Annotated in this window: 25 protein-coding genes and 1 tRNA gene; 19 read left to right on the top strand and 7 right to left on the bottom strand. The window is 64.3% G+C overall.

All coding sequences use genetic code 11. The features are described 5' to 3' along the window. A partial coding sequence (locus tag QJT82_RS15960; RefSeq protein WP_281446648.1) for a glycosyltransferase occupies positions 1-1378 on the top strand: 1378 nt, incomplete at its 5' end. On the opposite strand, the gene QJT82_RS15965 is transcribed toward QJT82_RS15960, so the two are convergent. Continuing rightward, positions 1375-2442, bottom strand: a complete 1068-nt coding sequence (locus QJT82_RS15965) for a hypothetical protein (RefSeq protein WP_210199799.1) — start codon at positions 2440-2442, stop codon at positions 1375-1377. The two genes, QJT82_RS15960 and QJT82_RS15965, sit on opposite strands and share 4 nt — an antisense overlap. Positions 2443-2752: 310 nt before the next feature. Here QJT82_RS15965 and QJT82_RS15970 point away from each other — a divergent pair, with 310 nt between their 5' ends. The 4 genes from QJT82_RS15970 to QJT82_RS15985 all read left to right on the top strand — a co-directional run bounded on the left by QJT82_RS15970 (position 2753) and on the right by QJT82_RS15985 (position 6453). Then, the gene (locus QJT82_RS15970) at positions 2753-3772 is read left to right on the top strand and encodes a helix-turn-helix transcriptional regulator (protein ID WP_051448098.1); all 1020 of its coding nucleotides are present in this window, start codon (positions 2753-2755) and stop codon (positions 3770-3772) included. A 481-nt stretch (positions 3773-4253) separates the two neighbouring features. Continuing rightward, on the top strand, positions 4254-5171 hold the full coding sequence (locus tag QJT82_RS15975; RefSeq protein ID WP_028343784.1) for an NADP-dependent oxidoreductase: 918 nt from the start codon (positions 4254-4256) through the stop codon (positions 5169-5171). 97 nt (positions 5172-5268) lie between these two features. Beyond that, positions 5269-5886 carry a nitroreductase family protein gene (locus QJT82_RS15980; protein WP_028343783.1) on the top strand — a complete coding sequence of 206 codons (618 nt, stop codon included), beginning with the start codon at positions 5269-5271 and terminating at the stop codon, positions 5884-5886. 21 nt (positions 5887-5907) lie between these two features. Then, positions 5908-6453, top strand: coding sequence for a peroxidase-related enzyme (locus QJT82_RS15985; protein WP_028343782.1), 546 nt, complete (start codon positions 5908-5910; stop codon positions 6451-6453). A gap of 354 nt (positions 6454-6807) precedes the next feature. Here the strand turns inward: QJT82_RS15985 and QJT82_RS15990 are convergent, their stop codons facing one another. After that, on the bottom strand, positions 6808-7860 hold the full coding sequence (locus QJT82_RS15990) for a polysaccharide deacetylase family protein (protein ID WP_028343781.1): 1053 nt from the start codon (positions 7858-7860) through the stop codon (positions 6808-6810). Between the two features lie 313 nt (positions 7861-8173). Here QJT82_RS15990 and QJT82_RS15995 point away from each other — a divergent pair, with 313 nt between their 5' ends. Continuing rightward, a complete protein-coding gene (locus QJT82_RS15995; protein ID WP_028343780.1) occupies positions 8174-8389 on the top strand; it encodes a cysteine rich repeat-containing protein in 216 nt (71 codons plus the stop codon). 115 nt (positions 8390-8504) lie between these two features. Here QJT82_RS15995 and QJT82_RS16000 read toward each other — a convergent pair whose 3' ends face one another. Beyond that, positions 8505-10184 carry an MFS transporter gene (locus QJT82_RS16000; RefSeq protein ID WP_028343779.1) on the bottom strand — a complete coding sequence of 560 codons (1680 nt, stop codon included), beginning with the start codon at positions 10182-10184 and terminating at the stop codon, positions 8505-8507. A 185-nt stretch (positions 10185-10369) separates the two neighbouring features. On the opposite strand from QJT82_RS16000, the gene QJT82_RS16005 reads away from it, so the two are divergent. The 7 genes from QJT82_RS16005 to QJT82_RS16035 all read left to right on the top strand — a co-directional run bounded on the left by QJT82_RS16005 (position 10370) and on the right by QJT82_RS16035 (position 18348). Further along, a complete protein-coding gene (locus QJT82_RS16005) occupies positions 10370-11761 on the top strand; it encodes a hydrolase (protein ID WP_028343778.1) in 1392 nt (463 codons plus the stop codon). 83 nt (positions 11762-11844) lie between these two features. Further along, a complete protein-coding gene (locus tag QJT82_RS16010) occupies positions 11845-13230 on the top strand; it encodes a cytochrome P450 (RefSeq protein ID WP_028343777.1) in 1386 nt (461 codons plus the stop codon). Positions 13231-13271: 41 nt separating this feature from the next. Continuing rightward, on the top strand, positions 13272-14681 hold the full coding sequence (locus QJT82_RS16015; protein WP_028343776.1) for an adenylate/guanylate cyclase domain-containing protein: 1410 nt from the start codon (positions 13272-13274) through the stop codon (positions 14679-14681). Positions 14682-14958: 277 nt separating this feature from the next. Beyond that, positions 14959-15462 carry a TerB family tellurite resistance protein gene (locus QJT82_RS16020; protein ID WP_016847256.1) on the top strand — a complete coding sequence of 168 codons (504 nt, stop codon included), beginning with the start codon at positions 14959-14961 and terminating at the stop codon, positions 15460-15462. Between the two features lie 226 nt (positions 15463-15688). Next, on the top strand, positions 15689-16468 hold the full coding sequence (locus tag QJT82_RS16025; protein ID WP_028343775.1) for an SDR family oxidoreductase: 780 nt from the start codon (positions 15689-15691) through the stop codon (positions 16466-16468). A gap of 147 nt (positions 16469-16615) precedes the next feature. Further along, positions 16616-17425 carry a glutamine amidotransferase gene (locus QJT82_RS16030; RefSeq protein WP_028343774.1) on the top strand — a complete coding sequence of 270 codons (810 nt, stop codon included), beginning with the start codon at positions 16616-16618 and terminating at the stop codon, positions 17423-17425. 113 nt (positions 17426-17538) lie between these two features. Continuing rightward, positions 17539-18348: an enoyl-CoA hydratase gene (locus QJT82_RS16035; protein ID WP_028337384.1), complete on the top strand. Its 810-nt coding sequence runs from the start codon at positions 17539-17541 to the stop codon at positions 18346-18348. A gap of 114 nt (positions 18349-18462) precedes the next feature. Here the strand turns inward: QJT82_RS16035 and QJT82_RS16040 are convergent. Then, positions 18463-18538: transfer RNA gene (locus QJT82_RS16040), tRNA-Ala, on the bottom strand. A 297-nt stretch (positions 18539-18835) separates the two neighbouring features. Here QJT82_RS16040 and QJT82_RS16045 point away from each other — a divergent pair. From QJT82_RS16045 to folD, 3 genes are read left to right on the top strand one after another with little or no spacing between them, the layout of a single operon-like run. After that, positions 18836-19126 carry a YggT family protein gene (locus QJT82_RS16045; protein ID WP_016847252.1) on the top strand — a complete coding sequence of 97 codons (291 nt, stop codon included), beginning with the start codon at positions 18836-18838 and terminating at the stop codon, positions 19124-19126. A gap of 32 nt (positions 19127-19158) precedes the next feature. Next, positions 19159-19494 (top strand): DUF167 domain-containing protein, encoded by a 336-nt coding sequence (locus QJT82_RS16050; RefSeq protein WP_080686922.1) that lies wholly within the window; start codon positions 19159-19161, stop codon positions 19492-19494. 1 nt (position 19495) lies between these two features. Continuing rightward, the gene (gene folD / locus QJT82_RS16055; protein WP_028343772.1) at positions 19496-20380 is read left to right on the top strand and encodes a bifunctional methylenetetrahydrofolate dehydrogenase/methenyltetrahydrofolate cyclohydrolase FolD; all 885 of its coding nucleotides are present in this window, start codon (positions 19496-19498) and stop codon (positions 20378-20380) included. A gap of 154 nt (positions 20381-20534) precedes the next feature. Here the strand turns inward: folD and ppa are convergent, their stop codons facing one another. Together ppa and QJT82_RS16065 are read right to left on the bottom strand one after the other, a co-directional pair. Next, the gene (gene ppa / locus QJT82_RS16060) at positions 20535-21065 is read right to left on the bottom strand and encodes an inorganic diphosphatase (RefSeq protein WP_028343771.1); all 531 of its coding nucleotides are present in this window, start codon (positions 21063-21065) and stop codon (positions 20535-20537) included. A 165-nt stretch (positions 21066-21230) separates the two neighbouring features. Then, complete coding sequence (locus QJT82_RS16065) at positions 21231-21740, bottom strand: GNAT family N-acetyltransferase (RefSeq protein ID WP_028343770.1); 510 nt, start codon at positions 21738-21740, stop codon at positions 21231-21233. 374 nt (positions 21741-22114) lie between these two features. On the opposite strand from QJT82_RS16065, the gene QJT82_RS16070 reads away from it, so the two are divergent. The 3 genes from QJT82_RS16070 (at position 22115) to QJT82_RS16080 (ending at position 24505) form a co-directional block, all read left to right on the top strand. Continuing rightward, positions 22115-22582 carry a DUF2269 domain-containing protein gene (locus tag QJT82_RS16070; RefSeq protein WP_028343769.1) on the top strand — a complete coding sequence of 156 codons (468 nt, stop codon included), beginning with the start codon at positions 22115-22117 and terminating at the stop codon, positions 22580-22582. 126 nt (positions 22583-22708) lie between these two features. Next, complete coding sequence (locus tag QJT82_RS16075) at positions 22709-24037, top strand: SDR family oxidoreductase (RefSeq protein ID WP_028343768.1); 1329 nt, start codon at positions 22709-22711, stop codon at positions 24035-24037. Between the two features lie 60 nt (positions 24038-24097). Next, positions 24098-24505, top strand: a complete 408-nt coding sequence (locus QJT82_RS16080; protein WP_028343767.1) for a thiol-disulfide oxidoreductase DCC family protein — start codon at positions 24098-24100, stop codon at positions 24503-24505. Between the two features lie 96 nt (positions 24506-24601). Here the strand turns inward: QJT82_RS16080 and QJT82_RS16085 are convergent, their stop codons facing one another. Beyond that, entirely contained in the window at positions 24602-25852 is a 1251-nt protein-coding gene (locus QJT82_RS16085; RefSeq protein WP_028343766.1) for an NAD(P)/FAD-dependent oxidoreductase, read from the bottom strand. Positions 25853-26017 lie beyond the last annotated feature (165 nt).

Below are 26017 nucleotides of genomic sequence, written 5' to 3' on the forward strand. Positions count from 1 at the left end.
CACATCGATCTATCGCTCCTTACTGACGAAATATGTGTTTGTTCATTTGCGGCGTGAAGCGGAAGCTGGAGTTGTCGCCTGGTCGAGCCTAGCGGTCGCAATTTGGCGAAGTCAGAGACGCAGCCGCGGCTTGCCGTGCTTTGGCTTCGAGTTTCCCGCTGATGCCTTCACGATACCGGATCCCGACGTCGCGGCGCCGGTTGCAAGCGAAAGCAACGTCTTCACTATCCCAACTGCTGACGCCGTGACGCCGGCCGCAGACAAAAGCGCGGCCGCTGACGTCGGTTCATCAGTCATTCCCGTGGTGACTCGCCCGGAGATCGTCGATCGCCCGGAGTTTCGCTATTTCGAAAAGTACGGCAAGGGAGAGGATCGAAACGCCTCGCAACGTGCGGCACTGCTTGGTGACGTGTTGCAACAGTTTACGGATTATCCGGCAGAAGCCCTCATCTCTGTCGAAGCTTTCGCATCTACCGTTGCCAATGAATTCGCTGACGTATTGGAGCAATACGACATCATTCAGGGATATTCGATCGACGGGTTCATTCCGTTCATCAACGGATTCAAAAATTACACGTGTTACGAACATGGCACGTTGCGAGAGGTGCCTTTCGAGAAAAGCTACAATGGCATTCTTTGTTCGGCGTCGTACAAGAATGCGGCTTTCTCGTTCGTGACCAATTCGGACGTGCTGCCGTCTGTGCAGCGGCTGAAATTGAAGAGGGAGCGGACCGTTTACCTTCCGCATGCCTTCGACGATGAAAAGATTTCGACCTTCCGAGCAGGACTCAAGCTTCCGAAACGGGACTCTAGGGTCACCACATTCTTTAGCCCCACGCGCCATCACTGGCACGCGGCACCCGCCTCAATGCAGAAGGGCAATGATCTCTTCTTGAGGGCGGCCGCGCAGGTTGCGCAAACGGATCGCGATTTTCGTATCATCCTGGTCGAGTGGGGCGTTGATGTTCACCGAAGCAAGGACCTGATTCTGGAGCTTGGAATCAACGATATGGTTTCGTGGAAACCGTCGTTGAACAAGGCGGAATTGCGACAGCTTTACTGCTCGAGTGACGTCGTCGTCGATCAGTTCAGGATCCCGGCGATCGGCGGAGTTACCTTTGAGGCCATGGCGCTCGGACGCCGCGTCATAACGAATCTCGATGAAGCCCAATCGGGCGAGTTCTTCGGAGCGGCGCCGCCTTGCTTGGCCGCCGACAGTGTCGAGACGTGCACGGCCCGGATTCTTGAGGTTCTTTCTGATCCGCTGGACGACAATCGCCGCGGCGATGCCGCGCGTCTGTGGTTCGAGAAATGTCATTCCGCGCAACGCGTCGTCGCGCTTCAATTGGCGGCCTATCAGACGATTTGCGCCGCCTAGATCCGCGCGCCGCACAGTCCGCTCATGATCGCGATCGCGACCAGCGCGCCGGCTGCGAGGCCGGTTGCCCAGATCCGGTTGGCGGCCGTGGTAGCGACGCCGTGGGCGATCAGGACGCCGCGCAATCCCGATGTCAGATGGGCGAGCACGAAGAAGACGCCGAGCGCGTAATGCGGCACCAGGCGAATGCTCCAGGCATCGTGGATCAGGCCGGTCGGTGCGCCCGACGCCCAGGCCCAATTGGTGTCGATGTGGTGCACGGCGCGCGCCGAGACCAATGCGGAATTCAGATGGGTGAGGATGAATGCCGCGAGATAAATGCCGGAGCCGATCTGAAACACGCGGTAGGCATCCGCCGGCAGCGCGCTCCAGCGCCAGGCGAGCCGCACCCCGACGGCGACCTGGAACAGCATCAGGCCGACGAGGATCGGTTCGACGAGGGACGATCGATAGACCGTGCGCCCCATCTTCATCACGGCGGCATGAACCTCGGGTCCGAGTAGGCCCAGCAGATGATTGGTGAGGTGAAACGCGACGTAGAGAAGGATGACCGCTGCGGCGACGCCGTGCGTCACGCGCCATTTGGCGATGGATGGAGCAATCGCGGCCGATCCTGCCGGGCGCTCTTGCTCACCGCCGAGCAGCACACACAGGCACGCGGCCAACCAGCCCGCGACCCAGACAAGCTCGTCGCTGACGGGGATGTGCAGCAATCCGAGACCGACGCCGGTCAACACGAACAAAGGCGGCGCAGCGATGCTGAGATAGGCGAGCCGCCGGGCGCGCAGCTCGAACGACGAAGGCTCGGCCTTGGTCATCCAGTACGCGCAGGCAAGACCCAGCAAGGGCGCGGCGGTCGCGGCCAACAGGCAAAGCGCCGCCAGGACCAGTCGCCCAAACGACACCGGACCAGCAGCGGGAGAGACCGCGAGATGAAATGCATCGAGCAGGAACGGATAGGCGATTGCGCCGGCCGCCGGGATCAGCCAGCGGAGCCTTTCGGCGGCCGTATTCGCCAAGCCATTGTCGCCCGACCGTACGCGGCCTTGTTCGAATGCACTCACTGAGCTCTCCAGGGGTCGGACATCGTGAAAGAGAGGGCCAGACCGACGAATCTATTCCCGGATCATCGTCGGAGGCGCAGCACACGAGCTGGTGCTGCAGATGCCGGCGTGCACGGGCAAGCGGCGTTGCGCCGAGACCATGTCTCAAGGTGCAAAAACTACAGCGATACGGGCCCACTGATAGGACCAAGTTCCAACAATCCGACTGGACCACGCCAAGGCTCCTTTCAGCGTGCCCTAAAATCCAGTTCCAGGATGCAGGCATGATTCGCCTAGCGGATTCATGGGTTGATCTTGTAAGCAGGTTGCTATGCAAAACACGGCCAAATCGCGGGCCGGAAGCGGACAGGGCGAGCGGCCAGATTCGCGGATCGCCGTCTCTGCCTCGAAGCTCGCCACCGCCGATCTCAACAACCTCATGCGGGCACTTGAGATCGATGTCGTCGCGCTCACCGAAATGCTGATTCCATCAGGCCATCGCGCCGAGATGGGGACGATCGATGCGCCGGCGGTCCATTACACCATTAGTGGCAGGGGACGAATTTCGATCGGCGATGGGCCTTGGATGTCGCTCGAACCCCATCTCCTCATCATCAAGCCTCCGAGTACCCCGTTCGTAATCGAAGTCGACGGAACCAGCGGCCCGAAGAGGCTCATCTCCCGCGATTGCTGGAAGCAGCATGACAGCGTGTTGCGTATCGCAACACCGACCGAGCAGCCCGAGATCATCCAGATCTGCGGCTTCTTCAACGCATCCTTCGGACAATCCGTCGGGTTGTTTCGCGAATTGCGCGAGCCCGTGGTCGAGAAGTTCGAGCCGACGGACAAGATCGACCTGAAGCTTCGCGAAGCGGTCGAGGAGCTTTGCGTGCAGGAAATCGGTATGGGCGCCATGACGGCGTCCCTGCTAAAGCAGGTCATCATCGCCCTGGTGAGGCGGTCGATGAAGTCCTCCCGCAGCTGGACTGATCGGTTTTCGATTCTCGCGGATCGGCAGATCACGCGTGCATTCGCCGATATGGTGGCGCGTCCGGGGGCCGCTCATACGGTTCAGAGCCTTGCGCATAGCGCGGGTCTAAGCCGGTCGGCATTCATGGCGAAGTTCTCGGAGATCTTTGGCCGTTCGCCGATGGCCATCCTTCGGGATCTCAGGATGCGGCAGGCGGCGCTCGATCTCACGACGACATCAGCCCCAATCGATGTTGTGGCCTACAACGCCGGCTACGAAAGCCGGTCAAGTTTCGTGCGAGCATTCCGCAAAGCCTACAACGTTGATCCTAGCGAGTACCGGCTGCGCGTGAAGAACGCTGGGAGTGATAAGGGCACTTGAGCCAATCCGAGGCATCTCTCCCGTCAAGTGTGCGATTTTAGATGGGCGTGCCAATAGCGACATCCGCTCATCTATTGAAACTGTTCGTCGGGCTATCAGCGTTGGCTGAACTCGCTGCCTGACCGAAGAAAAAACTGGAAACAGCAAAGGCCGAAAGCCGCGTGGGCTCGTGCATGCCCGACGCTGCGCCCCAACCGGGCTCTTTCCCGTTCCCTAGCCAGATTCGCGCACACTCGGCGCACTGATCCTCGGCGTTGGCCAGCTCTGGAGTCCAGAATGCGTGTCCGCGCGTCCAGGAACGCCCACCGCGGGTTTCATCGCGCCGGGACCAGTGGCAACGTGGCTTTAGGAAATGCGCCGCGTCGATGGCATCGATTCAATATCCAAGGTCATTGGAGCCATCGAGTTTCGCCTTCCGGTTTTCGCTCGTCTGAAAAGGAGTTCGGAAGATGATGAGCCGCCACACTCAGGCAGGTGCACGATGAAGGCAATCGTTGTGACGGACCAAGCGGCGGGAACGGGCGGAATGAAGCTGGTGGAGCGGCCCGAGCCGCAGGCCGCGATAAACGACGTCGTCGTTGAGATTCATGCGGCGGGATTCACCCGGGATGAGCTGACGTGGCCCTCGACTTGGACCGATCGCCGCGAGCGTGACCGAACACCGTCGATCCCCGGCCACGAGTTGGCTGGAGTGGTCAGCGCCCTCGGCTATGGCACGACGGGGCTGTCGGTTGGACAGCGGGTATTCGGTCTCGTGGACTGGTATCGCGACGGCACCTTGGCGGAGTATGTGGCCATCGAGGCGCGCAACCTCGCGCCGCTGCCGGGCGATGTCGATTTCACGGTGGGCGCGGCCCTCGTGATGCCAGGCCTTACCGCGTGGCAGGGGCTGTTCGATCACGGCCGGCTTCGGGCGGGGCAGAGCGTCCTCGTGCACGGTGCCGCCGGCGTCGTCGGTTCGATGGCAACCCAGCTCGCACGTGAGGCTGGTGCTTACGTCATCGGTACCGGACGCGCTGCCGGCCGTCAGACGGCTCTCGACTTCGGCGCACAGGAGTTCGTCGACCTCGACAACGACACTCTGGAAGATGTCGGCGGAGTCGATCTGGTGTTCGATGTCCTTGGCGGCGACATCGCGAAGCGGTCCGCGCGCGTGATTCGAGCCGGAGGAACGCTGGTGACCATCGCCGGTCCGACTGAGGCACGCCCCGCTGACGGCCGGACGATAGACTTCGTCGTCGAACCCGATCGCGCCCAACTGAGTGAGATTGTCCGGCGGGCGCGTGACGGACGAGTGCGGACAAACATCGGCAGCGTGGTTGCCCTCGACGATGCCGTTGCCGCCTTCAACCCGACCGAGCGGATCAGCGGGAAGACGATCATTTGCGCTCGTCCGTGAGCGGCGCGCGCCTATCGATGAATGCGGCCGGCCGGCTCTCAACGAGAGCGAAAGCACTCTCGTGCCTCAACCTATCACTTCACTCATAGGACCAACCATGACCAACGCTGTTATCGAATGTATCCTGAGCCGCAGCTCCACCAAGTATTACGACCCTGCCGCCACCCTGAGCGACGACCAAATCCGAGAGCTCGTGCGAATCGGCACCGCCGCACCGACATCCTTCCACATGCAGAACTGGCGCTTCATCGCCGTGCGCACGCCTGAAGCCAAAGCCCGGCTGAGTCCGATGGCTTGGAATCAACCCGCGATCACCGACGCAGCCGTTACCTTCATCGTCTGCGGCCAGTTGGCCGATTCCAGCGTAATACCAGAGCGCCTGGCGCCGCTGGTAGAATCGGGTGTCATGCCGGCGAAGATGGTGCCGGAATGGGAGATCCCCGCGCGCAATCTGTACATGGAGTACCCACAGCGCCAGCGCGATGAAGCGCTACGAACCGCCTCCTTCGGCGCGGCAGCGATCATCTATGCGGCCCGCTCGCTAGGCCTGGGTTCGACGCCGATGATCGGTTTCGATGCCGAACCGGTGCAGCGCGAGTTCGGATTGGCGAAGGACGAAGTGCCGGTCCTGCTGTTGGCCGTGGGGCCGGAGCGTCCGGGAAACTGGGCGCAGAAGCCGCGCCGTCCGGTGGCCGATGTGCTGGACCTGGTATGATACGATCTACGGAGATTACTGATGGCTCGAACTGCATTGCCAACGCCGGCTCAGGTGCCGGCGGATTCGAAACCGACTCTCGACGGATTCACCAAGAACATCGGGTTCACTCCGAATATGATGGCGACCTTCGCGCTGAGCCCGATCGCGTTCAACGCATGGGCTACACTGCTCAGCTCTTTGAGCAAGGCGCTTGACGTGAAGACGCGTGACAGCATCGGCCTCGCTGTCTCCGAAGTGAATGGGTGCAACTACTGCCTGACGGTTCACAGCTTTACGGCCGAGCATATGGCCAGGCTGCCGGCTAATGAAATCATTCTCGCTCGGAAGGGTCATGCCAGTGATCCGAAGCGGGACGCCGCTCTCCAGTTTGCGCGCAAGGTCATCACAACCCGCGGCAAGGTCGGTGACGCCGATATGAAAGCCGTCCGGGACGCCGGCTACACGGATGCGAACGTCATGGAGATCGTCGCGCTAGTGGCCATGTACTCCCTGACGAACTTTTTCAACAACGCGTTCGATCCCGAGCAGGATTTTCCCGCCGTTGCGCCCGCTGGCTCGATCTGAACTCTGTCCGATCGCATCAGCGTTTCCGAAGATGGTTGGAGGTTTCATGTGAGGCGAGCGTAAGACGGGACAATTCATCTCGGCCGATCCGAACACCCGCTACGCCCGCGCCGGGGCACTCAAACGGTCAGTCTGGAGACGGCATCCGCCGGCTCCTTTGCATGGGGTTGTTTTCGATATTTTGGTGGGGGCCGCAGCCACCGGGCGTGATGGCGCCTCTCTTGAAGGCGCATAGGCCTTTCCAGGCTGTCGCTCACATCGTATCGGACCGGGAGAAGGTGGCTGCGACCAGAAAACGAAAGCGCCCCTGGATTGGGTCCAGGGGCGCTTTGCGTTGAGAGTGCGTTCGCTGCGTTACTCGGCGACCGTCTGCACGACGTTGCCGATCGGCCGGCCCGTTGCGATCGGCTTCTCGGTCTTCGCCATCATCGCGTCGTATTCGGGCAGCGTCTCGAGCTGGGTCTTGGCCTTCATCCAGACCACCTTGTAGCCGCCGGCCTTGAGCTTGCGGAGCAGCGTCGGCAGCGCCTGCGCGGTGTGCTTCTGCAAATCGTGCATCAGGATGATGCCCTTGTGCTCCTTGTCGAGCTTGGTCATCACATTGTTGATCACCTCGTCCGCGCTCTTGGACTTGAAGTCGTTGGAGTCGACGTCGACCGAGAACATCGCGATGTTGCGGGTGCCGAGATAGGCGGTTGTCGCCGGGGTGTGCGCCAGCGCCGGGAAGCGGAAGAACGGGGCCGGGTTGGCGCCCAGCGCCAGCTTTACCGCGCTAAAACCCTTCTCGATCTCGTCCTTGGCCTGCTGCTCAGTGATCTTCTTGCCCGCCAGATGCGCATGCGACCAGGTATGGGCGCCGATGGTGTGGCCGGCGGCGGCAACCTGGCGCAGGATGTCCGGGTGATAGGTGGTGTGCAGGCCGATCGGGAAGAACACCGCCTTGGTGCATTCATCGGCCAGCGCCTTGAGCACGGCCGGGGTGGTCGGCCACGGACCGTCGTCGAAGGTCAGCACGACCTCCTTGTCGGTCAGGAAATCATACTGCTTGTACTGCAGGAAACCGAAGCCCGGGCCGCCATTGGTGTCGACCACGACGGTGCGGCTGATGCCGAGCGCATCGGGGTTGGCGCATTTGGGCGCGGCCGCGACGGGGGCCGGCACCGGCGCCGGAGCAGCGGCCGGCGCCGCGGCCTGAGTGGCATCGGCGCGCTTCGACAGCGCGGCGGTCGTCTCGACATCGTCCTTGGCGGCCTGTTTTGCCGCCGCGGGAAGCGGATCGGCCTTGGCCGCAGCCGTGGTTTGCGGAGGAGCCGCGTCGGCACGCGGCGAGGAGGTCCAGAACCACACGCCGGCGATCACGATCGCCGTTACAACACTGGCCAGCATCAGGCCCAACGCACTACGCATCGCTACACACTCTCTCGGAACTTAAGGATACGCCACAGCCGTAACGAGCGATTAATGCCAACAAGGTCTTAACGCGATCCCAACAAGGCGCCGGAAGGACAAGAAAAAGCGGGCCTTACCCATGCGTGATGACCGTCACAGTCGGTTTCAAGCTTCTTCGCGGCAACGAAACGCTATAGAACCGGCCTCGCATTCCCTGGAGCCGTTGCCGCTCCGATGAAATCGGAACGGGGCTCCGGATTCCTTATTTGACGCGTTTTCTTCACGCGAACCGGCACCGCTTCGCGCGAAAACGCCTGAGAGGCTTTGAGAGATGACCCGATTTCTGTTTGCCGTCGTTCCGCTGGTTTTGTTGACGTCGGCCGTCTCGGCGCAGCAGCAGGGGCGCGATGCCTGCTCGCGCGATGCCTCGCGGTTCTGCCGCGCCCATCTCAGCGAGGGCGATCAGGTCGTGCTGGCGTGCCTGAAGGAGCATCGCAGCCGCCTCAGCAAGGCCTGCCAGCAGACGCTCGCCGATCACGGGCAGTAGACCCATCAGCTGTCATTCCGGGGCATCGCGGAGCGATGAACCCGGAATCTCGAGCTAATAATCTCCAGATTTCGGGTTCGCGCTATTCGCGCGCCCCGGAATGACAATGGAGAGACTAGGTACTGCTCCCCGCTGCGGTCGCGACCACCGGGATCACCTCCTTGGCGGCGCGATCCGGGGTCTCGTCCTTCCAGCGCACCGATCCGAACGGACGCTCCAGCATCCGGCGCACGCGGATCGGCTCGGCGCCGATATGGAAGTCGGCCGCCTTCTGATGCAGTTCGCGCTCGATCTGCGTGGCGCGGTTGCGCTGGCGCAGGAAATCGAGCCAGGTCGGGCAATGATAGCGCTCGGTCCACAATTCGGGATCGGCGATGTCGCGCGCGATCGACCAGCCATAGGCGCCGTTGCGCTGGCGGCTGAGCTGCACGTCCTGCATCACATTGTGGAAGGCGCGGGCATTGTCCTGCGCCACCCGGTACTCGATCTCGACCACCAGGGGCCCGCTGCGCCCGCTCAGTTGCAGCCGCACCTCCGGATCGGCCAGCGCATCCGTCGCGTCCTCGTTGCGCGCGCCGATCGGCGGCATCCTGAGCCAGATGCCGAGCAGCGGCGACAGCAGCATCAGACCGGCGGAGATCAGCAGCGCCATCTCGACGCCGCCCACGTCCGTGATGCGGCCCCAGCACCAGCTGCCGATTGCGATGCCGCCGGCAATCGCGGCCTGGAAGGCCGCCAGCGAACGGCCCGCGACCCAGCGCGGCGCGGAGAGCTGCACACCGATATTGAACAGCGCGATCGCCAGCATCCACACCGCTCCGGCAACGACCAGCGCTGCGGCGGTGATCACCGGCTGCTTGCTCACGGCAACCGCGGCGATCGCCGCGCCCATCGTCAACGCACAGACGCGTATCGCGGCTTCGCCGCTGAGCCGGCTGCGAATCTCGCTGATGTTGAGCGCGCCGATCACCGCGCCCATGCCGAAAGCGCCGAGCATGATGCCGTAGGTCTGCGCGCCGCCATGCAGGAGGTCGCGCGCCACCAGCGGCATCAGCGCCGAGACCGAGCCGCCGATGATCCCGGTCACCATGGTGCGGGTCAGCACGATCTTGATCGACGGCGAATTGGTGATGTAGCGCACGCCGGAGACGATGGCGCGGTTCAGCCGCTCGCGCGGCAGCCGCGACGGCTCGCTGACGCGATTCCACAGGAACAGCACGACGAGCAGCGGCAGATACAGCACGGCATTGGCGGCGAAGGCGGCCACGGCGCCCGCGGACGCCACCACGATGCCGCCGATCGCCGGACCGAAGCTGCGCGCGATGTTGTAGCTGATGCCGTTCAGCGCGACCGCGGCGGGCAGCGTCTCCGGCGGCACCTGCTCGCTGACCGAGGATTGCCAGGCCGGGCCGAACAGCGCCATGCCGCTGCCGACGACGAAGCACAGCGCGAGCAGGATGTTCGGCGTTACCAGATTGAGCCAGGCCAGCACGGTCAGGGTGGTGGCGCCGGTCAGCGCGATCGCCAGCGACACCAGCGCGACGATGCGGCGGTCGTGCATGTCGGCGATGGCCCCGGCCGGCATCGAGATCAGCATCACCGGCAGCATCAAGGCGGTCTGCACCAGCGCAACCTTGTCGGCCTCCGAGGTCATCTGCGTCATCGCCCAGGCGGCGCCGACGCCCTGGATCAGGATACCGAGATTGGAGAGCAGGCTCGCGAGCCAGATTCGCCTGAAGATTGAATGCCGCAACGGTGCAGTGATACTGTCGGAGCGATCACGCGGTTCGGTCATATCCAGTTCCGGTTGGCCTGCTATGGCTTGTTGGACGATTCCGGCTGCACAATCTGATGCCCGCGAAACGCGTGTCCTGTCCAGCGATTACGACACCCTTGGCGGGGATAGGACACAGCTAAAGCACTGAAAGACCTGAGGAAGGCCAAGGGAAGGTCAAGGGAAGGCCTGGGGGAAGGGGACCGATGGCGCTGTCGCGGCGGAGAATTTTGCAAGGGGCCGGCGCCCTGTCCCTGCTGGCCGGCCGCCTCGGCGCCCCGGCCTCGGCTCAATCGGTCCTGGCTCAGTCGGCCTCGGCCCAGCCCTCGCCGGCCGGCGACATCCCGCCGATCCTGTTCGTGCATGGCAATGGCGATCACGCCCCGCTCTGGATGACGACGTTCTGGCGGATGGAATCGAACGGCGTGCCGCGCGAACGCATGGCGGCGATCAATTTCACCGATCCGCTGGCGCGCACCGACGACAAGATCGAGCAGGCGAGCCGCTCCTCGACCGAGGACCAGCGCCGCGAGCTCGCCGAGGCGATCAGGGAGCTGAAGCAGAAGACCGGCGCGCCGCGGATCGCACTGGTCGGCAGTTCGCGCGGCGGCAATGCGATCCGCAACACCATCAAGAATGGTGGCGGCGGCGACATCAGCCACGCGGTGCTGTGCGGCACGCCCAATCACGGTGTGTATGCGTGGGACGACGGGCTCGGCAACGAGTTCAACGGGCGTGGTCCGTTCCTGCGCGGACTGAACGATGGCGACAGCGAAGTCACTGTTGGCACCGCCTTCCTGACGCTGCGCAGCGACGGCCTCGACAAATATGCGCAAGCCGACGGCCGCTTCGCCGGCAAGCCGGGCACGCCGACCAACGTCACGACGGAAGGCCCGGCGCTGAAAGGCGCGACCAATCTGGTGCTCGGCGCGCTCGATCATCGCGAGACCGCCTTTCATCCGCGCGCCTTTCGCGAGATCTACAAATTCATCGCACGGCACGAGCCGTCGCGGATCGGGATCGTGGCGGAGACGGCGGTGAGGCTGAGCGGCCTCGTCACGGGTACGCCCGGCGGCGTGCCGACCAACCGGCCGGTGCCGGGCGCCACGGTCGACATCTATCATGTCGCGGCGGAGACCGGCGAGCGCATCGGCGGCCCGCTGCACAGCTCGCAGACCGGCGCCGACGGCCGCTGGGGTCCGGCGCAGGTCGACCCGTCTTGGTCGCTCGAATTCGTCCTGACGTCACCTGGTACGGCGACGACGCACATCTATCGCTCGCCGTTTCCGCGCTCATCCGAGATTGTGCATCTGCGCGCGGCGCGGCCGCTGGGGTCGGCCGATGCTGGCGCAGGCGCGGTCGTGCTGATGTCGCGGCCGCGCGGCTATTTCGGCCTGCCGCGCGATATCGTGCTGTTCGACGGCAAGGAGCCGGCCGATGTAAAACCCGGCGTGCCGACGGATTCGGTGACGACGTTGCGGCTCGCCGCGGACGATGTCGGGCGTCCGGTCGCCGCGATCTTCAACGGGGAACGCATTATGATGCGGGCCTGGCCGGCGTCGGAGAATCGGATTGCGGTCGCCGAGCTGACTTATTAGGTCTGGTGCAGGGTCCGCGCGCCTTCTTGGCGCCGGGATCGCATGGCCGGATCGGCCGTCGCGTGAGGCAGGAAGCGAGGACCATGAGCATAGCCGAGGTCTACGATATCACGGTCACGCGGCGTCCCCTGGTCCCGCCGGCCCCGCCGCGCGCGCCGGACGATATGGGCGCGTTCCAGCGCATGCGGGTGATGCGCAACTCGCCGATCGAGACCTGGGGCCAGCGCGCCTATGAGGACGACATTGTCCAGGGCCGTTTTCTCGGCCGCTCGAGCTTCATCCTCAACACGCCCGATGCGATCCGCCATGTGCTGGTCGACAATTACGAGAACTACACCCGCACGCCGGCCGGCCTTCGCGTGCTGCGTCCGATGCTGGGCGAGGGGCTGTTGATCGCCGAAGGGCGTGCGTGGAAGCATCAGCGCCGCACGCTGGCGCCGGCGTTCACGCCGCGCGCGGTGACGACGCTGGTGCCTTACATGATTGCGGCGGTCGACGAGACCATCGCCAAGCTGAACTCCGCGAGTGGCGGCCCGGTCGATCTGCGCGAGGCGATGCAGCGCATGACGCTGGAGATCGCCGGCCGCACCATGTTCTCGTTCGGCATGGATCGCCACGGCGCCGCGCTGCGCGACTTCGTGATGGAGTATGGCAACACGCTGGCGCGGCCGCACATGCTGGATCTGGTGCTGCCGTTGAACTGGCCGACGCCGCAGGATTTCCGGCGCGCCCGTTTCCGCAAGCGCTGGACCGCGTTTGTCGGCATGCTGATGGCCGAGCGACGTGCGGCCGGCAAGGATGACAATGCGCCGGCGCGCGACCTGTTCGACCTGATGGGCGCCGCGCGCGATCCTGAAACCGGCGAGGCCTTTACCGATGCCCAACTCGGCGACCAGGTCGCCACCATGATCCTGGCCGGCCACGAGACGACGGCGACCGCGCTGTTCTGGGCGCTCTATCTGCTGGCGCTCGATCCCCTGACCCAGGAACAACTGGCAGCAGAAGTCGGGAGCGCGGCGACGTCTGGCGCGCTCGACATCGAGCGACTGAAATTCACCCGCGCGGTGATCGACGAAACCATGCGGCTTTATCCGCCGGCGTTCCTGATCGCGCGTGCGGCAGGCGGTCCCGATACCATCGCGGGCCGTCCGGTCAGGAAGGGTGACGTAATCCTGATTGCGCCGTGGCTGTTGCACCGGCATGAGAAGCTGTGGCGCGATCCGAACGCGTTCGTGCCGGCGCGGTTCATGACGGGAACGCCGCCCGATCGGTTCGCCTATCTGCCGTTCGGGGTCGGCGCGCGGGTCTGCATCGGTGCGCATTTTGCGCTGGTCGAGGCGACGCTCGCGCTTGCGAAGATTGTCGGCGCATTCCGCGTCGCGCTGGCGGACAAGGATCCGGTGCTGCCGATCGGCGTGGTGACGACACAGCCGAACCGCTCCCCGGCGTTTACGATCAAGCCGCGCTAGCCTTGCGCGGCGATGTCCCAATGCTCATCTAGGGGCTCACCATGAGCGATACGCAGGCCCATTTCGCAGTCCTCAGGCAGACGACCGATCCGGCCGTCGTCGATGCCATGCTGCAGCTGATCGCGGACGGTCATGACCGGGATCTCAATCGTATCAATCTGCTGGATTTCTCGAACCGGACCGGGCTCGACCAGGAGAAGGTGATCTCCGGCTTCCTGCATGCGTCGCGGCTCGGCCTGTTCGACATGAGCTGGAATGTGCTGTGCCCGGGCTGCGGCGGCGTGCTCGATGCGCATTCGACGCTGAAATCGCTGCGCCATGACGACTACAATTGCGCGCTGTGCGCGGCCGGATACGAAGCGTCCGTCGACGATCTGGTCGAGGTCGCCTTCACCGTCAGCCCGCGCGTGCGCCGCATCGGCGCGCATGATCCGAATACGCTGCCGATCTGGGAATATGTCCGCCAGATGTTCTGGAGCTCGGGCATCGAGCTCAACGAAGACTCGCTGGAGCGTCTGCTCAAGGAGGTGACGCTGGAATCGCTGGAGTTGCCGGCCGGCGAGAAGGCGCTGCTGTCGCTGCAATTGCCGAAGCAGTTCCTGATCGTGTTCGAGCCGGTGACGCACTCGGCGCATTTCTTCGACGTGCAGGGCGAGCCGACCACCGAGCGCCAGCAGTTCTCGATCGTGTTCAACAAGCTGCAGGCGCCGACCGGCACCACGGTGCTGCGGCCGGGGCCGCTCCGGCTGTCGCTGGACAACCAGACCGACACCCGTGTGCTGCCCGCGGTGTGGGTCGCGGCCGATGCGCTGCATGAGCTGCTCGGCAAGCGCAAGCCGATCCTCACCGCGAAGCGGATGCTCTCGAACCAGACCTTCCGTGACGTGTTCAAGGCCGACAACCTCACCGTCGACCAGCGGCTGAAGATCACCGCGCTGACCTTCCTGTTCACCGACCTGAAGGGCTCGACCGCGCTATATGAACGGGTCGGCGATCTCGCCGCGTTCGATCTGGTGCGCGCGCATTTCCACGCGCTGCTCGAGATCATCGCTTCCGAGCACGGCGCCGTCGTGAAGACGATCGGCGATGCCGTGATGGCGACCTTCATCCGGCCAGAGCATGCATTGTCGGCGGGCCTGCGCATGCGGGCGGCGATGAAGCAGCTCAACACCGAGCGCGGCAAGGAGGATCTAATCGTCAAGATCGGCATCCATGAGGGGCCATGCCTTGCGGTGACGCTGAACGAGCGGCAGGATTATTTCGGCCAGACCGTGAATATCGCAGCCAGGGTGCAGAGCCTGTCGACCTCGCAGGAAATCCATCTGACCCAGCCGGTGATGGAATCGGCGGAGGTCGCAGGCATTCTCGATCGCGCCGCGATCAAGCCGATCCAGAAGGAAGCGGCACTGCGCGGCATTGCCGACAAGCTCGTGGTGTACGAGATACCGTAGTTGAGCACATCGTCATTCCGGGATGGTCCGTCAGGACCAGACCTCAGATGCGCAATTGCGCATCGGGGAATCTCGAGATTCCGGGTTCGATGCTTTCGCATCGCCCCGGAATGACTCAATCCATGTTGCCGAAACGTAATGTCGCAGCGGGAACCTGCGCGGATTGCACCGGTTCTGTTTCCACGCCATATAGATTTCAACGGAGCATGATCCGGAAATACGTGTAGCCGGATAGATCACGCTCAAATCAGGCAGGCTTCATTCCACAGAGAGAACGATGCTCGACGGACTTCGCCAATTCATTGCCGATATCGTTTCCCCCGATGCTCAGGCCGACCGCACCTTCGATGACGGCGACTATCGCCTGGCGGCGACGGCGCTGCTGGTGCATGTCGTGTCGCTGGACGGCGAGCCGACGCCTGCCGAGACGCGCAAGCTGCACGGCCTGATCGAGAGCCGTTTCCAGCTCGATCGCGGCGCGGCCGACAAGCTGATCGCCTCTGCCATGCGCGTCGAGGGCGAGGCCGTCGATCTCTATCACTTTACCAGTGTGATCATGCGCTCGGTGAACGAGGAGGGACGGCTGCGCATTGTCGAGATGATGTGGGAGCTGGTCTATGCCGACGGCCAGGTCAGCGAGTTCGAGGACAATGTGGTCTGGCGCGCCGCCGATCTGCTCGGCATTTCCTCGCGCGACCGCATCGATCTCAAGCATCGGGTCGCCGAGAAGCAGGCGGCACTGCCAAAGGGCCCCTGGGGCACGGCGGACGCCGCAATCTGACGCGATTGTCCGTGCCGGCGGACGCATCGTCACCGGCATCACGGATGACGAAATTTTAATGTCCGCCGCGATTGTGGGCGATCCGACTGAAAATCTGGCGTTTCATCACAAAACCAGTGCCTCGCCGCTGTCCACAAGCTTACACACGGCTTGCGTCCCACCGCATCCCTATGCTCTCGTCGCCTTGTTGGGGACCTCACTAGAATTTGCAGTAAGAGTTTGAAACGTGACCGAGCGTGTGACGCTGATAACCGGGGCATCGGCGGGCATAGGCACCGAACTGGCGCGCGTGTTTGCATCGAATGGTCACCGTGTGGCGCTGGTGGCGCGGCGCGCCGACCGCCTGAAGGCGCTTGCCGACGAGCTCGGGGCCAAGGGCGGCGCAGCGCCAATTGTGATCCCCTGTGATCTCCAGCACACAGATGCGGGCGATCGGATCGCGCAGGCCCTGACCGACGCCGGGGTCGAGGTCGAATTTCTTGTCAACAATGCCGGCTTCGGCCTGTTCGGCCGCGCCATCGAGCGCGACCGTGCCGAGCAGCTCAACATCATCAATGTCAATATCCGCGCGCTAACCGATCTGACGCTGCGCTTTGCCGACCAGCTGATCCGCAACCGCGGCGGCATCCTCAATCTCGGCTCGATCGCCGGATTTCTGCCGGGACCCGGCATGGCCGTGTACTACGCCAGCAAGGCCTATGTGCTGTCGTTTTCCGAGGCGTTGCGCTGTGAGCTGGCGCCGCAGGGCGTGCGTGTCACCGTGTGTTGCCCGGGCCCGGTACCATCGGAGTTTCAGGATCGCGCCGGGTTTGCCCCCGGATTCGATTCCGCGATCCTCAACGTTACGCCGGAAGAGGTGGCCCGCCAGGCCTATAGCGGGTTGATGGCCAACAAGCGCGCAGTGCTGCCCGGCGCCTTCATCAAGCTGGTGCCGTTCCTGCTCCGGCTGTTTCCGCGCTCCTTCATCCTGACGGCGGTCGGCGGATTTCAGCTCCGCAAGCGCTAGCTGCCCCTGAAAAACGTCCCGCGCGTCGCCGTTAAGGCTGTTTTCTGGCCCGCGATTTGCGTCGTCTGGGTGTGCGCAAACTCACACGATGTTAACGACCACTTAGCTATGATCGCGCCTTACGTGCCGAAACTTTAAGCAGAGGCAATGTCGTTCCGGTCTGACCAAAGCCGTGTCGTGGTGCCCTTCGCCAGCCGAAGGCCGACCTCGGTCACGGCTGAGGTCTCGGACCAGACCCGGCTGCGGCCGGTGCTGATCGTGCTGCATCAGGAGACATCGACTCCCGGCCGGATCGGCAATGCTCTGCGCGCGCTGGGCTACCGCCTCGACATCCGTCGCCCGCGCTTCGGCGACGCGCTGCCCGAAACGCTCGACGCGCATGCCGGCGCGGTGATCTTCGGCGGTCCGATGAGCGCCAACGATGGCGACGACTACGTGCGGCGCGAGATCGACTGGATCGCCGTTCCGCTGCGTGAGCAACGCCCGTTCCTGGGCATCTGCCTCGGCGCACAGATGCTGGCGCGGCACCTCGGCGCCAAAGTCACGCCGCATCCGCAAGGCCGTGTCGAGGTCGGTTATTATCCGGTCAGGCCGACCGAGGCGGGCCGCACGCTCTGCCCGGACTGGCCGGCGCGGGTCTATCACTGGCACGGCGAGGGATTTCAATTGCCCGCCGGCGCCGACCTGCTCGCGGCGGGCGATGATTTCCCGGTGCAGGCGTTTCAGTTCGGCAACGCCTTTGGCTTGCAATTCCATCCCGACGTGACCTACGCGATGATGCATCGCTGGACCACGCGCGGTTGCGCACGGATGGATTCGCCGGGGGCACAACCGGGCCATCTGCATTTCGCCGAGCGTGCCGTCCACGATGCCGCCGAACGCGCGTGGCTGAAGCATTTCATCGACGGCTGGATCGCGCGCGTGCCGCAGCCGGTGATGCTACAGGCCGCTGAATAGCCGCCACGCGGAATTTCACGCCGGCTTTTCATTCTGGTGGATGTGCTACTCTTGCCTGCCGCGCGTAGGTATCGCCGCGCGTATCAATAACAACAAGGCACAGGGAGATCGCCGTGAGCTACGAGCACATCCTCTATGAGGTCAGCGACAGGATCGCGACCATCACGCTCAATCGCCCCGATCGCATGAATGCGTGGACCGCGATCATGGAGCGCGACGTGCGCCACGCGATGGAGGCGGCGGCCAACGACGACAACGTTCGCGTCATCGTGCTGACCGGCGCGGGCCGCGGCTTCTGCGCCGGCGCCGACATGGACGCGTTGAAAGGGATCGATCCCAACGAGGTCAGGCGCGGCGAGAACATCCCGTTCGACATGAACCGGCGCGCCGACTGGCAGACGCGATACGCCTACTACCCCGCGATCAGGAAGCCCGTGATCGCGATGCTCAACGGCGCCACCGCCGGCATCGGCCTGGTCCACGCGCTTTATTGCGATTTGCGCTTCGCCGCCGACACCGCGGTGTTCACCACCGCCTTCGCGCGGCGCGGCCTGATCGCCGAACACGGCATCAGCTGGATGCTGCCGCGTATCGTCGGCCACGCCAACGCGCTCGATCTGTTGATGTCGGCGCGGCGGGTGTCGGCCGAGGAGGCGCTGCGCATCGGCCTCGTCAACCGGCTCTCGTCGCCGGAGAAGCTGCGCGAGGAAACCTATGCCTATGCCCGCGACCTCGCCGATTTCGTCTCGCCGAGCGCGATCGCGGTGATCAAGCGCCAGGTCTATGACGTGCCGTTCCAGACGCTCGCCGAAGCCACCATCGATGCCAACCGCGAGATGCAGATCGCGCTGAAGGGCAATGATTTCAGGGAAGGCGTCGCGAGCTTTGTGGAGAAGCGGCCGCCGCGGTTTACGGGGACGTAAGGGGGGAGTGCCGGGTTAAAGGTCCGTCTTCGCCCTTTGGGCTTCGCCGGACACCACGCTTCGCCCTTCAGGCTCCTGCGCGGCTGCGCCACGCGTAGCCCGAAGGGCGAAGCGTGGTGGAGCCAGGCGGGATCGAACCGCCGACCTCGTCATTGCGAACGACGCGCTCTCCCAGCTGAGCTATGGCCCCATCGCGGCCGGGTGTTGCTGAGTATCCCGGCCGTCAGTCGGGCGCCATTTACAGTCCCGCCCAAGGTCAAGTCAAGAACGGTGAAAGCGCGGTTTTCGGCCCGTCCCGCCGGGAACTTCCCTTGTTTGCGGGGGGATGAACCGATATTTAGAGCGTGATCCCGACCCGGCGGACCGCGCCAGCCCCCAGTGCATAGCGGTTTTCCGAAACGATCCTGCTCAACCAAGAAGCGCGATGGCGGCTCAGTCCGGTCTCGTTGCGCTTCAACCGGTTGTCTTACCCGCGAGCCTCCCTCATATGCGCGCTGTTCTCGACATCGTCATCATCATCCTCGACCTCTATGTCTGGCTGCTGATCGCCTCCGCCATCCTGTCCTGGCTGGTCGCCTTCAATGTGGTCAACACGCGCAACCAGTTCGTTTCTGCGGTGGCCGAGTTCCTCTACCGGATCACCGAGCCGGTGCTGCGGCCGATCCGCAACGTGATGCCGAATCTGGGCGGGCTCGATATCTCGCCGATCATCGTGATCTTGATCATCATGTTCATCCAGCGGGTGATCGCCTATTACATCTATCCCAACGTGATCTGATCCTTTCGACGGAGCCTTGGCGAGGAGCCTTGATGGATCCTTGGCGCTATTCCACCGAGGGCATCAGCATCGCGTTGCGCGTGACGCCGCGCGGCGGCCGCGACGACATCGACGGGATCGAAACGCTGGCCAACGGCCGTTCGGTGGTGAAGGTGCGGGTGCGCGCCATCGCCGAGGGCGGCGAGGCCAACCGTGCGGTGACTGAGCTGCTGGCCAAGGCGCTCGGCGTGCCGAAGGCCAGGGTGAAGCTGTTGTCCGGCGCCACCTCGCGGCTCAAGCAGGTCGCGGTGGACGGCGATCCGAAAGGGCTTGGCGATATATTGAGGAAGCTGACTGCGGCCAAGCCGAACCAGCAGACAAGGGACTGACATGACTGCCCGCATCATCGACGGAAAAGCCATCGCCGCCGAGCTTCGCGCCCGCGTCGCCGACGAGGTCGCCCGCGTCAAGCGCGACCATGCGCTCACGCCGGGGCTCGCCGTCGTGCTGGTCGGCCATGATCCCGCCAGCGAGGTCTATGTTCGCAGCAAGCACACCCAGACCCAGGCCGCCGGCATGGCCTCGTTCGAGCACAAGCTGCCGGAGGATGTGTCGCAGGCCGATCTGCTGGCGCTGATCGCGCGGCTCAACCGCGATCCCATGGTGCATGGCATCCTGGTGCAGCTGCCGCTGCCGAAATCGCTGCACACCGAGACCATCATCAACGCGATCGATCCGGCCAAGGACGTCGATGGTCTGCACCCCAGCAATGCCGGCCGGCTCGCCGGGGGCCTGGCCGCGCTGTCGCCCTGCACGCCGCTCGGCTGCATCATCCTGACCAAGAGCGTGCACGCCTCGCTCGAGGGCATGAACGCGATCGTGATCGGCCGCTCCAATCTGGTCGGCCGTCCGCTGGTGCAATTGCTGCTGAACGAGAACGCGACGGTGACGATCGCGCATTCGCGCTCGCGCGATCTGCCGAAGCTCTGCGCCCAGGCCGATCTGGTCTATGCCGCGGTCGGCCGGCCCGAGATGGTGCGGGGCGACTGGCTGAAGCCGGGTGCGACGGTGATCGATGTCGGCATCAACCGCATCCCGGTGCCCGGCGGCAAGCCGAAACTGGTCGGCGATGTCGCGTTCCAGGAAGCGCTCAATGTCGCCGGCGCAATCACGCCGGTGCCCGGCGGGGTCGGGCAGATGACGGTGGCGTGCCTCCTGGTCAACACGCTGCGCGCCGCCTGTGCGATCCAGGGCTTGTCGGCTCCGGCGGTGTGAGTTGCTCCCTCGCCCCGCTCTTGCGGGGAGAGGGTTGCGGTGAGGGGCCCCTCCCTGAGGTGGGATTGTCGAGAGACCTGTACCCCCTCACCCGGATCGCATTCCGCTCCGCTACATGCGATCCGACCTCTCCCCGCAAGCGGGGCGAGGTTAGTCACTTCTTCTTCGCGCGCTCGATGCCTTCGAGGATCAGCTTGCGGGCTTCGTCGGCGTCGCCCCAGCGCAGCACCTTCACCCACTTGCCCTTCTCGAGGTCCTTGTAGTGCTCGAAGAAGTGCTGGATCTGCTGCAGCGTGATGTCCGGCAGGTCGTTGTAGTTCTGCACCTTGTCGTAGCGCTGGGTCAGCTTCGATGACGGCACCGCGATGATCTTCTCGTCGCCGCCGGCCTCGTCCTCCATCAGGAGCACGCCGACCACACGGACGCTCATCACCGCGCCCGGCACGATCGCGCGGGTGTTGACGATCAGCACGTCGCAGGGATCGCCGTCGCCGGACAGCGTGTGCGGGATGAAGCCGTAATTGCCGGGATAGCGCATCGGCGTGTAGAGGAAGCGGTCCACCACGAGCGTGCCGGCCTCCTTGTCCATTTCGTATTTGATTGGCTCGCCGCCGACGGCAACCTCGATGATGACGTTGACGTCGTGGGGCGGATTTTTTCCGATCGATATGGCGTCGATACGCATGGATTGCTCCGCGTGGCCTCTGGAAGTTGAGAACGATGTGATTTTTTGGTTGGCGCCGCCGGGCCGCAAAACGGCACCAGGCCCGGCCTTGAGGCCGGGCTGGCCGACGCGCGCAGCGCTTGAGGCTGGTTTAGCCTTGCTGCAGCTGCGAGAGAAGCAGGATTTTCAGTTCGCCCAGGCGAAAGCGACCTTGTCGAGCGACTTCGGCCCGAACCGCTCCGAGGAGCGCGCCACCATCCGGCCGCCCAGCGCACGGTAAAACTCGGTCGCCGGCTCGTTGTCGGACAGCGCCCAGATCACCATGCTCTTGAGGCCGCTCTGCATCAGGTCGCGGCGGGCGGAGGCGAACAGGCGCCGGCCGAAGCCAAGCCCCTGGAATTCCGGCCGCAGATAGAGCTCGTAGATCTCGCCTTCGAAATGCAGGCTGCGGGCGCGGTTGCGGCCGTAATTGGCGTAGCCCGCGACCCGGTCGCCGAACACCAGCACGCTGACGCGGCTGCCCTTGCGGATGGCGCTGTCCCACCACTGCGGGCCGCGGCGATTGATCAGCTTTTCGAGTTCGGCGCCGGGGATGATTCCCTGATACGCCGAGCGCCAGGCTTCGTCATGGGTAGACGCCACCGCCGCCGCGTCTGCAGCTTTGGCCGGCCGGACCTCGATTAGCGTTGTGCTCATGGGTGTAATCAAAGCAAGTCGGCGGGCCGCCTTCAAGGTCCATCGTTAATTATCGGTTAATCTGTGGATTTTCTGCATCAGTGTCGTGAGAACTTGTTCCGAAAGAGGACACTTGCCGGAGCTCAAGCGGCCAACCGCCGATCCGGAGCTGTGCAAAGCGTGTATCGCGAGCGCAGTATGACACTGCCATAGTTGGAAAAAGCTCATTCGGGGGCTGATTCGCGGCCAGGATTCTGCGGGCGAATCCAGACGCAATGTGGGTACTCCGACCGCGCCACGCCTGCGCCGCTGCAGTGGATTTTCGCGCCCGACCGGCCTATGGCAGCGGCGGTATTTGTGCGCACCGAAGTTGGCCCGATCACGAGCGGACTGCGATGACGCTCTACTTCCTGATCAAATATCTGCACGTGCTCGGCGCCATCGTGATCCTGGGCACCGGGACCGGCATCGCCTTCTTCATGCTGGCGGCGCATCGCACGCAGGATGCGGCGTTCATCGCGCGCACGGCGGCGACCGTCGTGATCGCGGACATGATCTTCACGCTGACCGCCGTGCTGCTGCAGCCGGTGAGTGGCGGACTGCTGATGCTGCTGTCGGCAACGAGCATCACCGAGCGCTGGCTCGTGGTTTCGCTTGCGCTCTACGCGCTGGCCGGCGTGTTCTGGGTTCCCGTCGTCTTCATGCAGATCGAGATGCGCAACCTCGCGCAGGCGGCCGTCGAAAAAGGTCTTCCGCTGCCGCCGCGTTATTTTGCGCTGTTTCGCCGCTGGGTCCTGTTCGGTATTCCCGGCTTCGGCTCCGTGATGATCATCCTCTGGCTGATGATCGCGAAACCATTTTAGTCCAGTGTCGTCATTCCGGGGCGATGCGAAGCATCGAACCTCAGATGCGCAATTGCGCATCGGGGAATCTCGAGATTCCGGGTTCGCTTCGCGCCCCGGAATGACCACCAGATAGTCCAGGGCTCCATGAGTGACGATGCATCACACAACATCCTCGTGCTCGGCGCGTCGGGCCTGATCGGGCGCACCATCACCGACGATCTGCGGGCGCGCGGCTTTCACGTGATCGGCATCGCGCGGCACTTCACGCCGGCGCAGAAAATGAGCGCGGCCGACATCGAGCTGCCTGTCATGTCGATGGATGCCGCGGCGCTGACGCAGCTGCTTCGCACGCACGAGGTAGACATCGTCGTGAACTGCCTCGGCGTGCTGCAGGATGGTCCGGGCAGCGACACAAGCGCGGTGCACCGCGACCTCGTCGCGCGGCTGTTGCGGGCGATTGGTGACAGCCACCGCGCGATCCGTCTCGTCCACATCTCGATTCCCGGTACGGCCGATGCGGACCGCACCGCCTTCAGCACCACCAAGCGCGAGGCCGAACGGCTGATTGCGGCGTCCGGGATTCCTCATGCGATCCTGCGTCCGGGCTTCGTCATCGCGCCGTCGGCCTATGGCGGCAGCGCCATGCTGCGCGCGCTGGCGGCGCTGCCGATCGATCTGCCGGCCGATGAGGCCGCGACGCCGTTCCAGCCGGTCGCAGTCGAGGATATCGCCGCCACCATCGCCTGGCTTGCGGCGCGCGATGTCGCCGATGAAGCGATGCGATCGGTGACATGGGACCTGATGCAGAAGCAGCCGATTTCGCTCGGCGGCGTCATCGCCCAGTTCCGCCGGTCGTTCGGCACGGCAAAGCATCTCCGCATCGCGACGCCGCCGTTGCTGATCGATCTCGGCGCCCGCCTCGGCGATCTCGCAAGCCGCCTCGGCTGGATGCCGCCGCTGCGCTCCACCGCGATCGCCGAGCTGCGCCGCGGCGTCACCGGCGATCCCGCAGGCTGGATGCAAGCGACCGGCATCGTGCCGAAGACAATCGCGCAAGCGGTCGGCGAGCGCCCCGCGACCATTCAGGACAAATGGTTCGCGCGGCTGTTCCTGATCAAGGCGCTGATCTTCGTGAGCCTCGTGCTGTTCTGGATCGCATCCGGCTTCATCGCGCTGGTGGTCTCCTATGACGCCGCGGCAGGCATCTTGCGCGCGCACCATTTCCCGCCCGCTTTGGTCGGGCCGGTGACGGTGTTGACCAGCCTGATGGACATGAGCATCGGGGTGCTGATCGCGATCCGCCGCACCGCGGCGTTCGGCCTGATCGCAGGCATCATCGCCTCGCTCGGCTACATGGCGGGATCGGCGATCCTGACGCCCGATCTCTGGATCGAGCCGCTCGGCGCGCTGGTGAAGACGGGACCTGCGATCGTGCTGATGCTGGTCGCGCTGCTGATCCTGGATAACCGATAGCGTTTTCAAGCGAAGTGGGAACCGGTTCGCGTGAAGAAAACGCGTCGAAAGGAATCAAGAATGAGCACTTGGCCCGACGACGACGTGATCCTCTATGACGGCGTCTGCATCTTCTGCTCGCGCTGGGTCCGCTTCGTCATCGCCCGCGATACCGACAGGCGCTTTCGCTTCACGCCGATCCAGTCCGGCTACGGCACGCGGCTGGCGAAGGCTTTCGGCATCGATCCCGACGACCCCGACACCAACGCCGTCGTCCATGGCGGCGTCGCCTACATGAAATCCGATGCGGCGCTGACGGTGCTGAGCCATCTGCCCGGCTGGGGCTGGACCCGCACGCTGTTCGCGGTGCCCAAGCCGCTGCGCGATGCCGTCTACAGCCTGATCGCCCGCAACCGGTACAAGATCTTCGGGAAGTACGAGACGTGCTTCGTGCCGGATGCGGATATGCGGCCGAGGGTGCTGGAGTGAAGTTCGTCGTTCCGGGGCGATGCGAAGCATCGAACCCGGAACCTCGAGATTCCGGGTCTGGTCCTTCGGACCATCCCGGAATGACGAATCTAACGGCTACCCCTTACTTGGAAATCCATCCACCACTTCCTTCGCCGCCCGCTCCCCCGAGTCCCGTGCGCCGTGCGCGGTCGAGAAAAACTCCGGCGACGTCGCTTCGCCGGCGAAGAACAGCCGGCCGTCGACCGGCGCGGCCAGCACGGCGCGCTTGTCGGCGTGGCCGGGCAATGCGTGCGAGTAGGAGCCGCGGGCGAACGGGTCGTGGGCCCAGCGGGATTCGCTGAGCGGCTTCAGCTTGCTGCGGAAATCGCTGCCGAGGAAGGAGACGATCTCGTCGATGCTGTGCGCGGCGATGGCGCCGTCGCCGGCATTTTCGAGCTGTCGCGCAAAACGGCCGCCGAAGAAACCTTCGATGCAGGGCTGGCCGAACGGGCGGATGTGATAGGTGCCCATCTCGGTGCGCATGGTGGCGCCGCGCAGATTGCCTTCCTTCGGCAGCGCCTCGGGCTCGGCCAGCGCCAGCGTCACCTTGTCGGCGAGGCCGAGCGGCAGGCCGCGCGCGGCGTCGAGCTTGTCCGGCAGTGCAGGCGAAAAGCGGATCGCCTGATCGGCGATCAGGTTGGTCGGCACGGTGACGATTACCTTGTCCGCCTCAACCGTGCCGCGCGAGGTCTCGATGCGGATGCGCTTGCCGGAGTGATCGATCAGCCTGACCTCGCAGTTCAGCGCGACCGGCACCTGCGCGCCATAGGCCGCGACCAGCGCGCCATAGCCGCGCCGCACCCGCCAATTGATGTCGGTGTCTTCATAGGCATCGACATCGAGGATCGAGACCTGGTCGAGCTCGCTGCCGTTCACATAAGTGGAGATCGCATCGATCATCGGGTTCCAGCGGTTGCCGGGCTCGAGGTACAGGCTGGCCGGGCTGTCCCTGCCCTGCTGCGCCGCCTGCTCGATGCGGTCGTAGAATTCGTCGAGTGCGTGCGTGAAGTCGTCGCGAGCGGCCTGCGGGAACGCCTCGCCGTAGGCGCGCTCGCGCCACGGCGGCAGGTCCTTGTTGAGTTCGAAGTTGAGTTGCCGGGCGATGCCGACAAAGCTGTTCCGGTCGGCCGAATGCAGCCAGCCGCAGCCGACGTCGAACACCACGTCAGGCGCGGCCTGAATCGTATGCGCGCGGCCGCCGAGGCGGTCGCGGGCCTCCAGCACGATCGTGGAGAGGCCGGAGTCCTTCAGCGCATTCGCGGCACCGAGGCCTGCGGCGCCGGCACCGATGATGGCAACATCGATCGTGGAGGGAAGGGAAGTCATGTCCCGGCTCTAGCACGTCTGGAAAGACGCCTAAAGTCACCCCGCGCATAACTGTCATCACCCGCGCATGCGCATGCGGGTGATCCAGTATTCCGGAGACAGCAGTGATTGAGCCGATGAGCCGCGGTGTACCGGGTGCCCCGGTCAAGCCGGGGCACGACAGGC

It is taken from the genome of Bradyrhizobium sp. Mp19 (assembly GCF_029952935.1).
GTDB classification, from domain to species: Bacteria; Pseudomonadota; Alphaproteobacteria; order Rhizobiales; family Xanthobacteraceae; genus Bradyrhizobium; species Bradyrhizobium elkanii.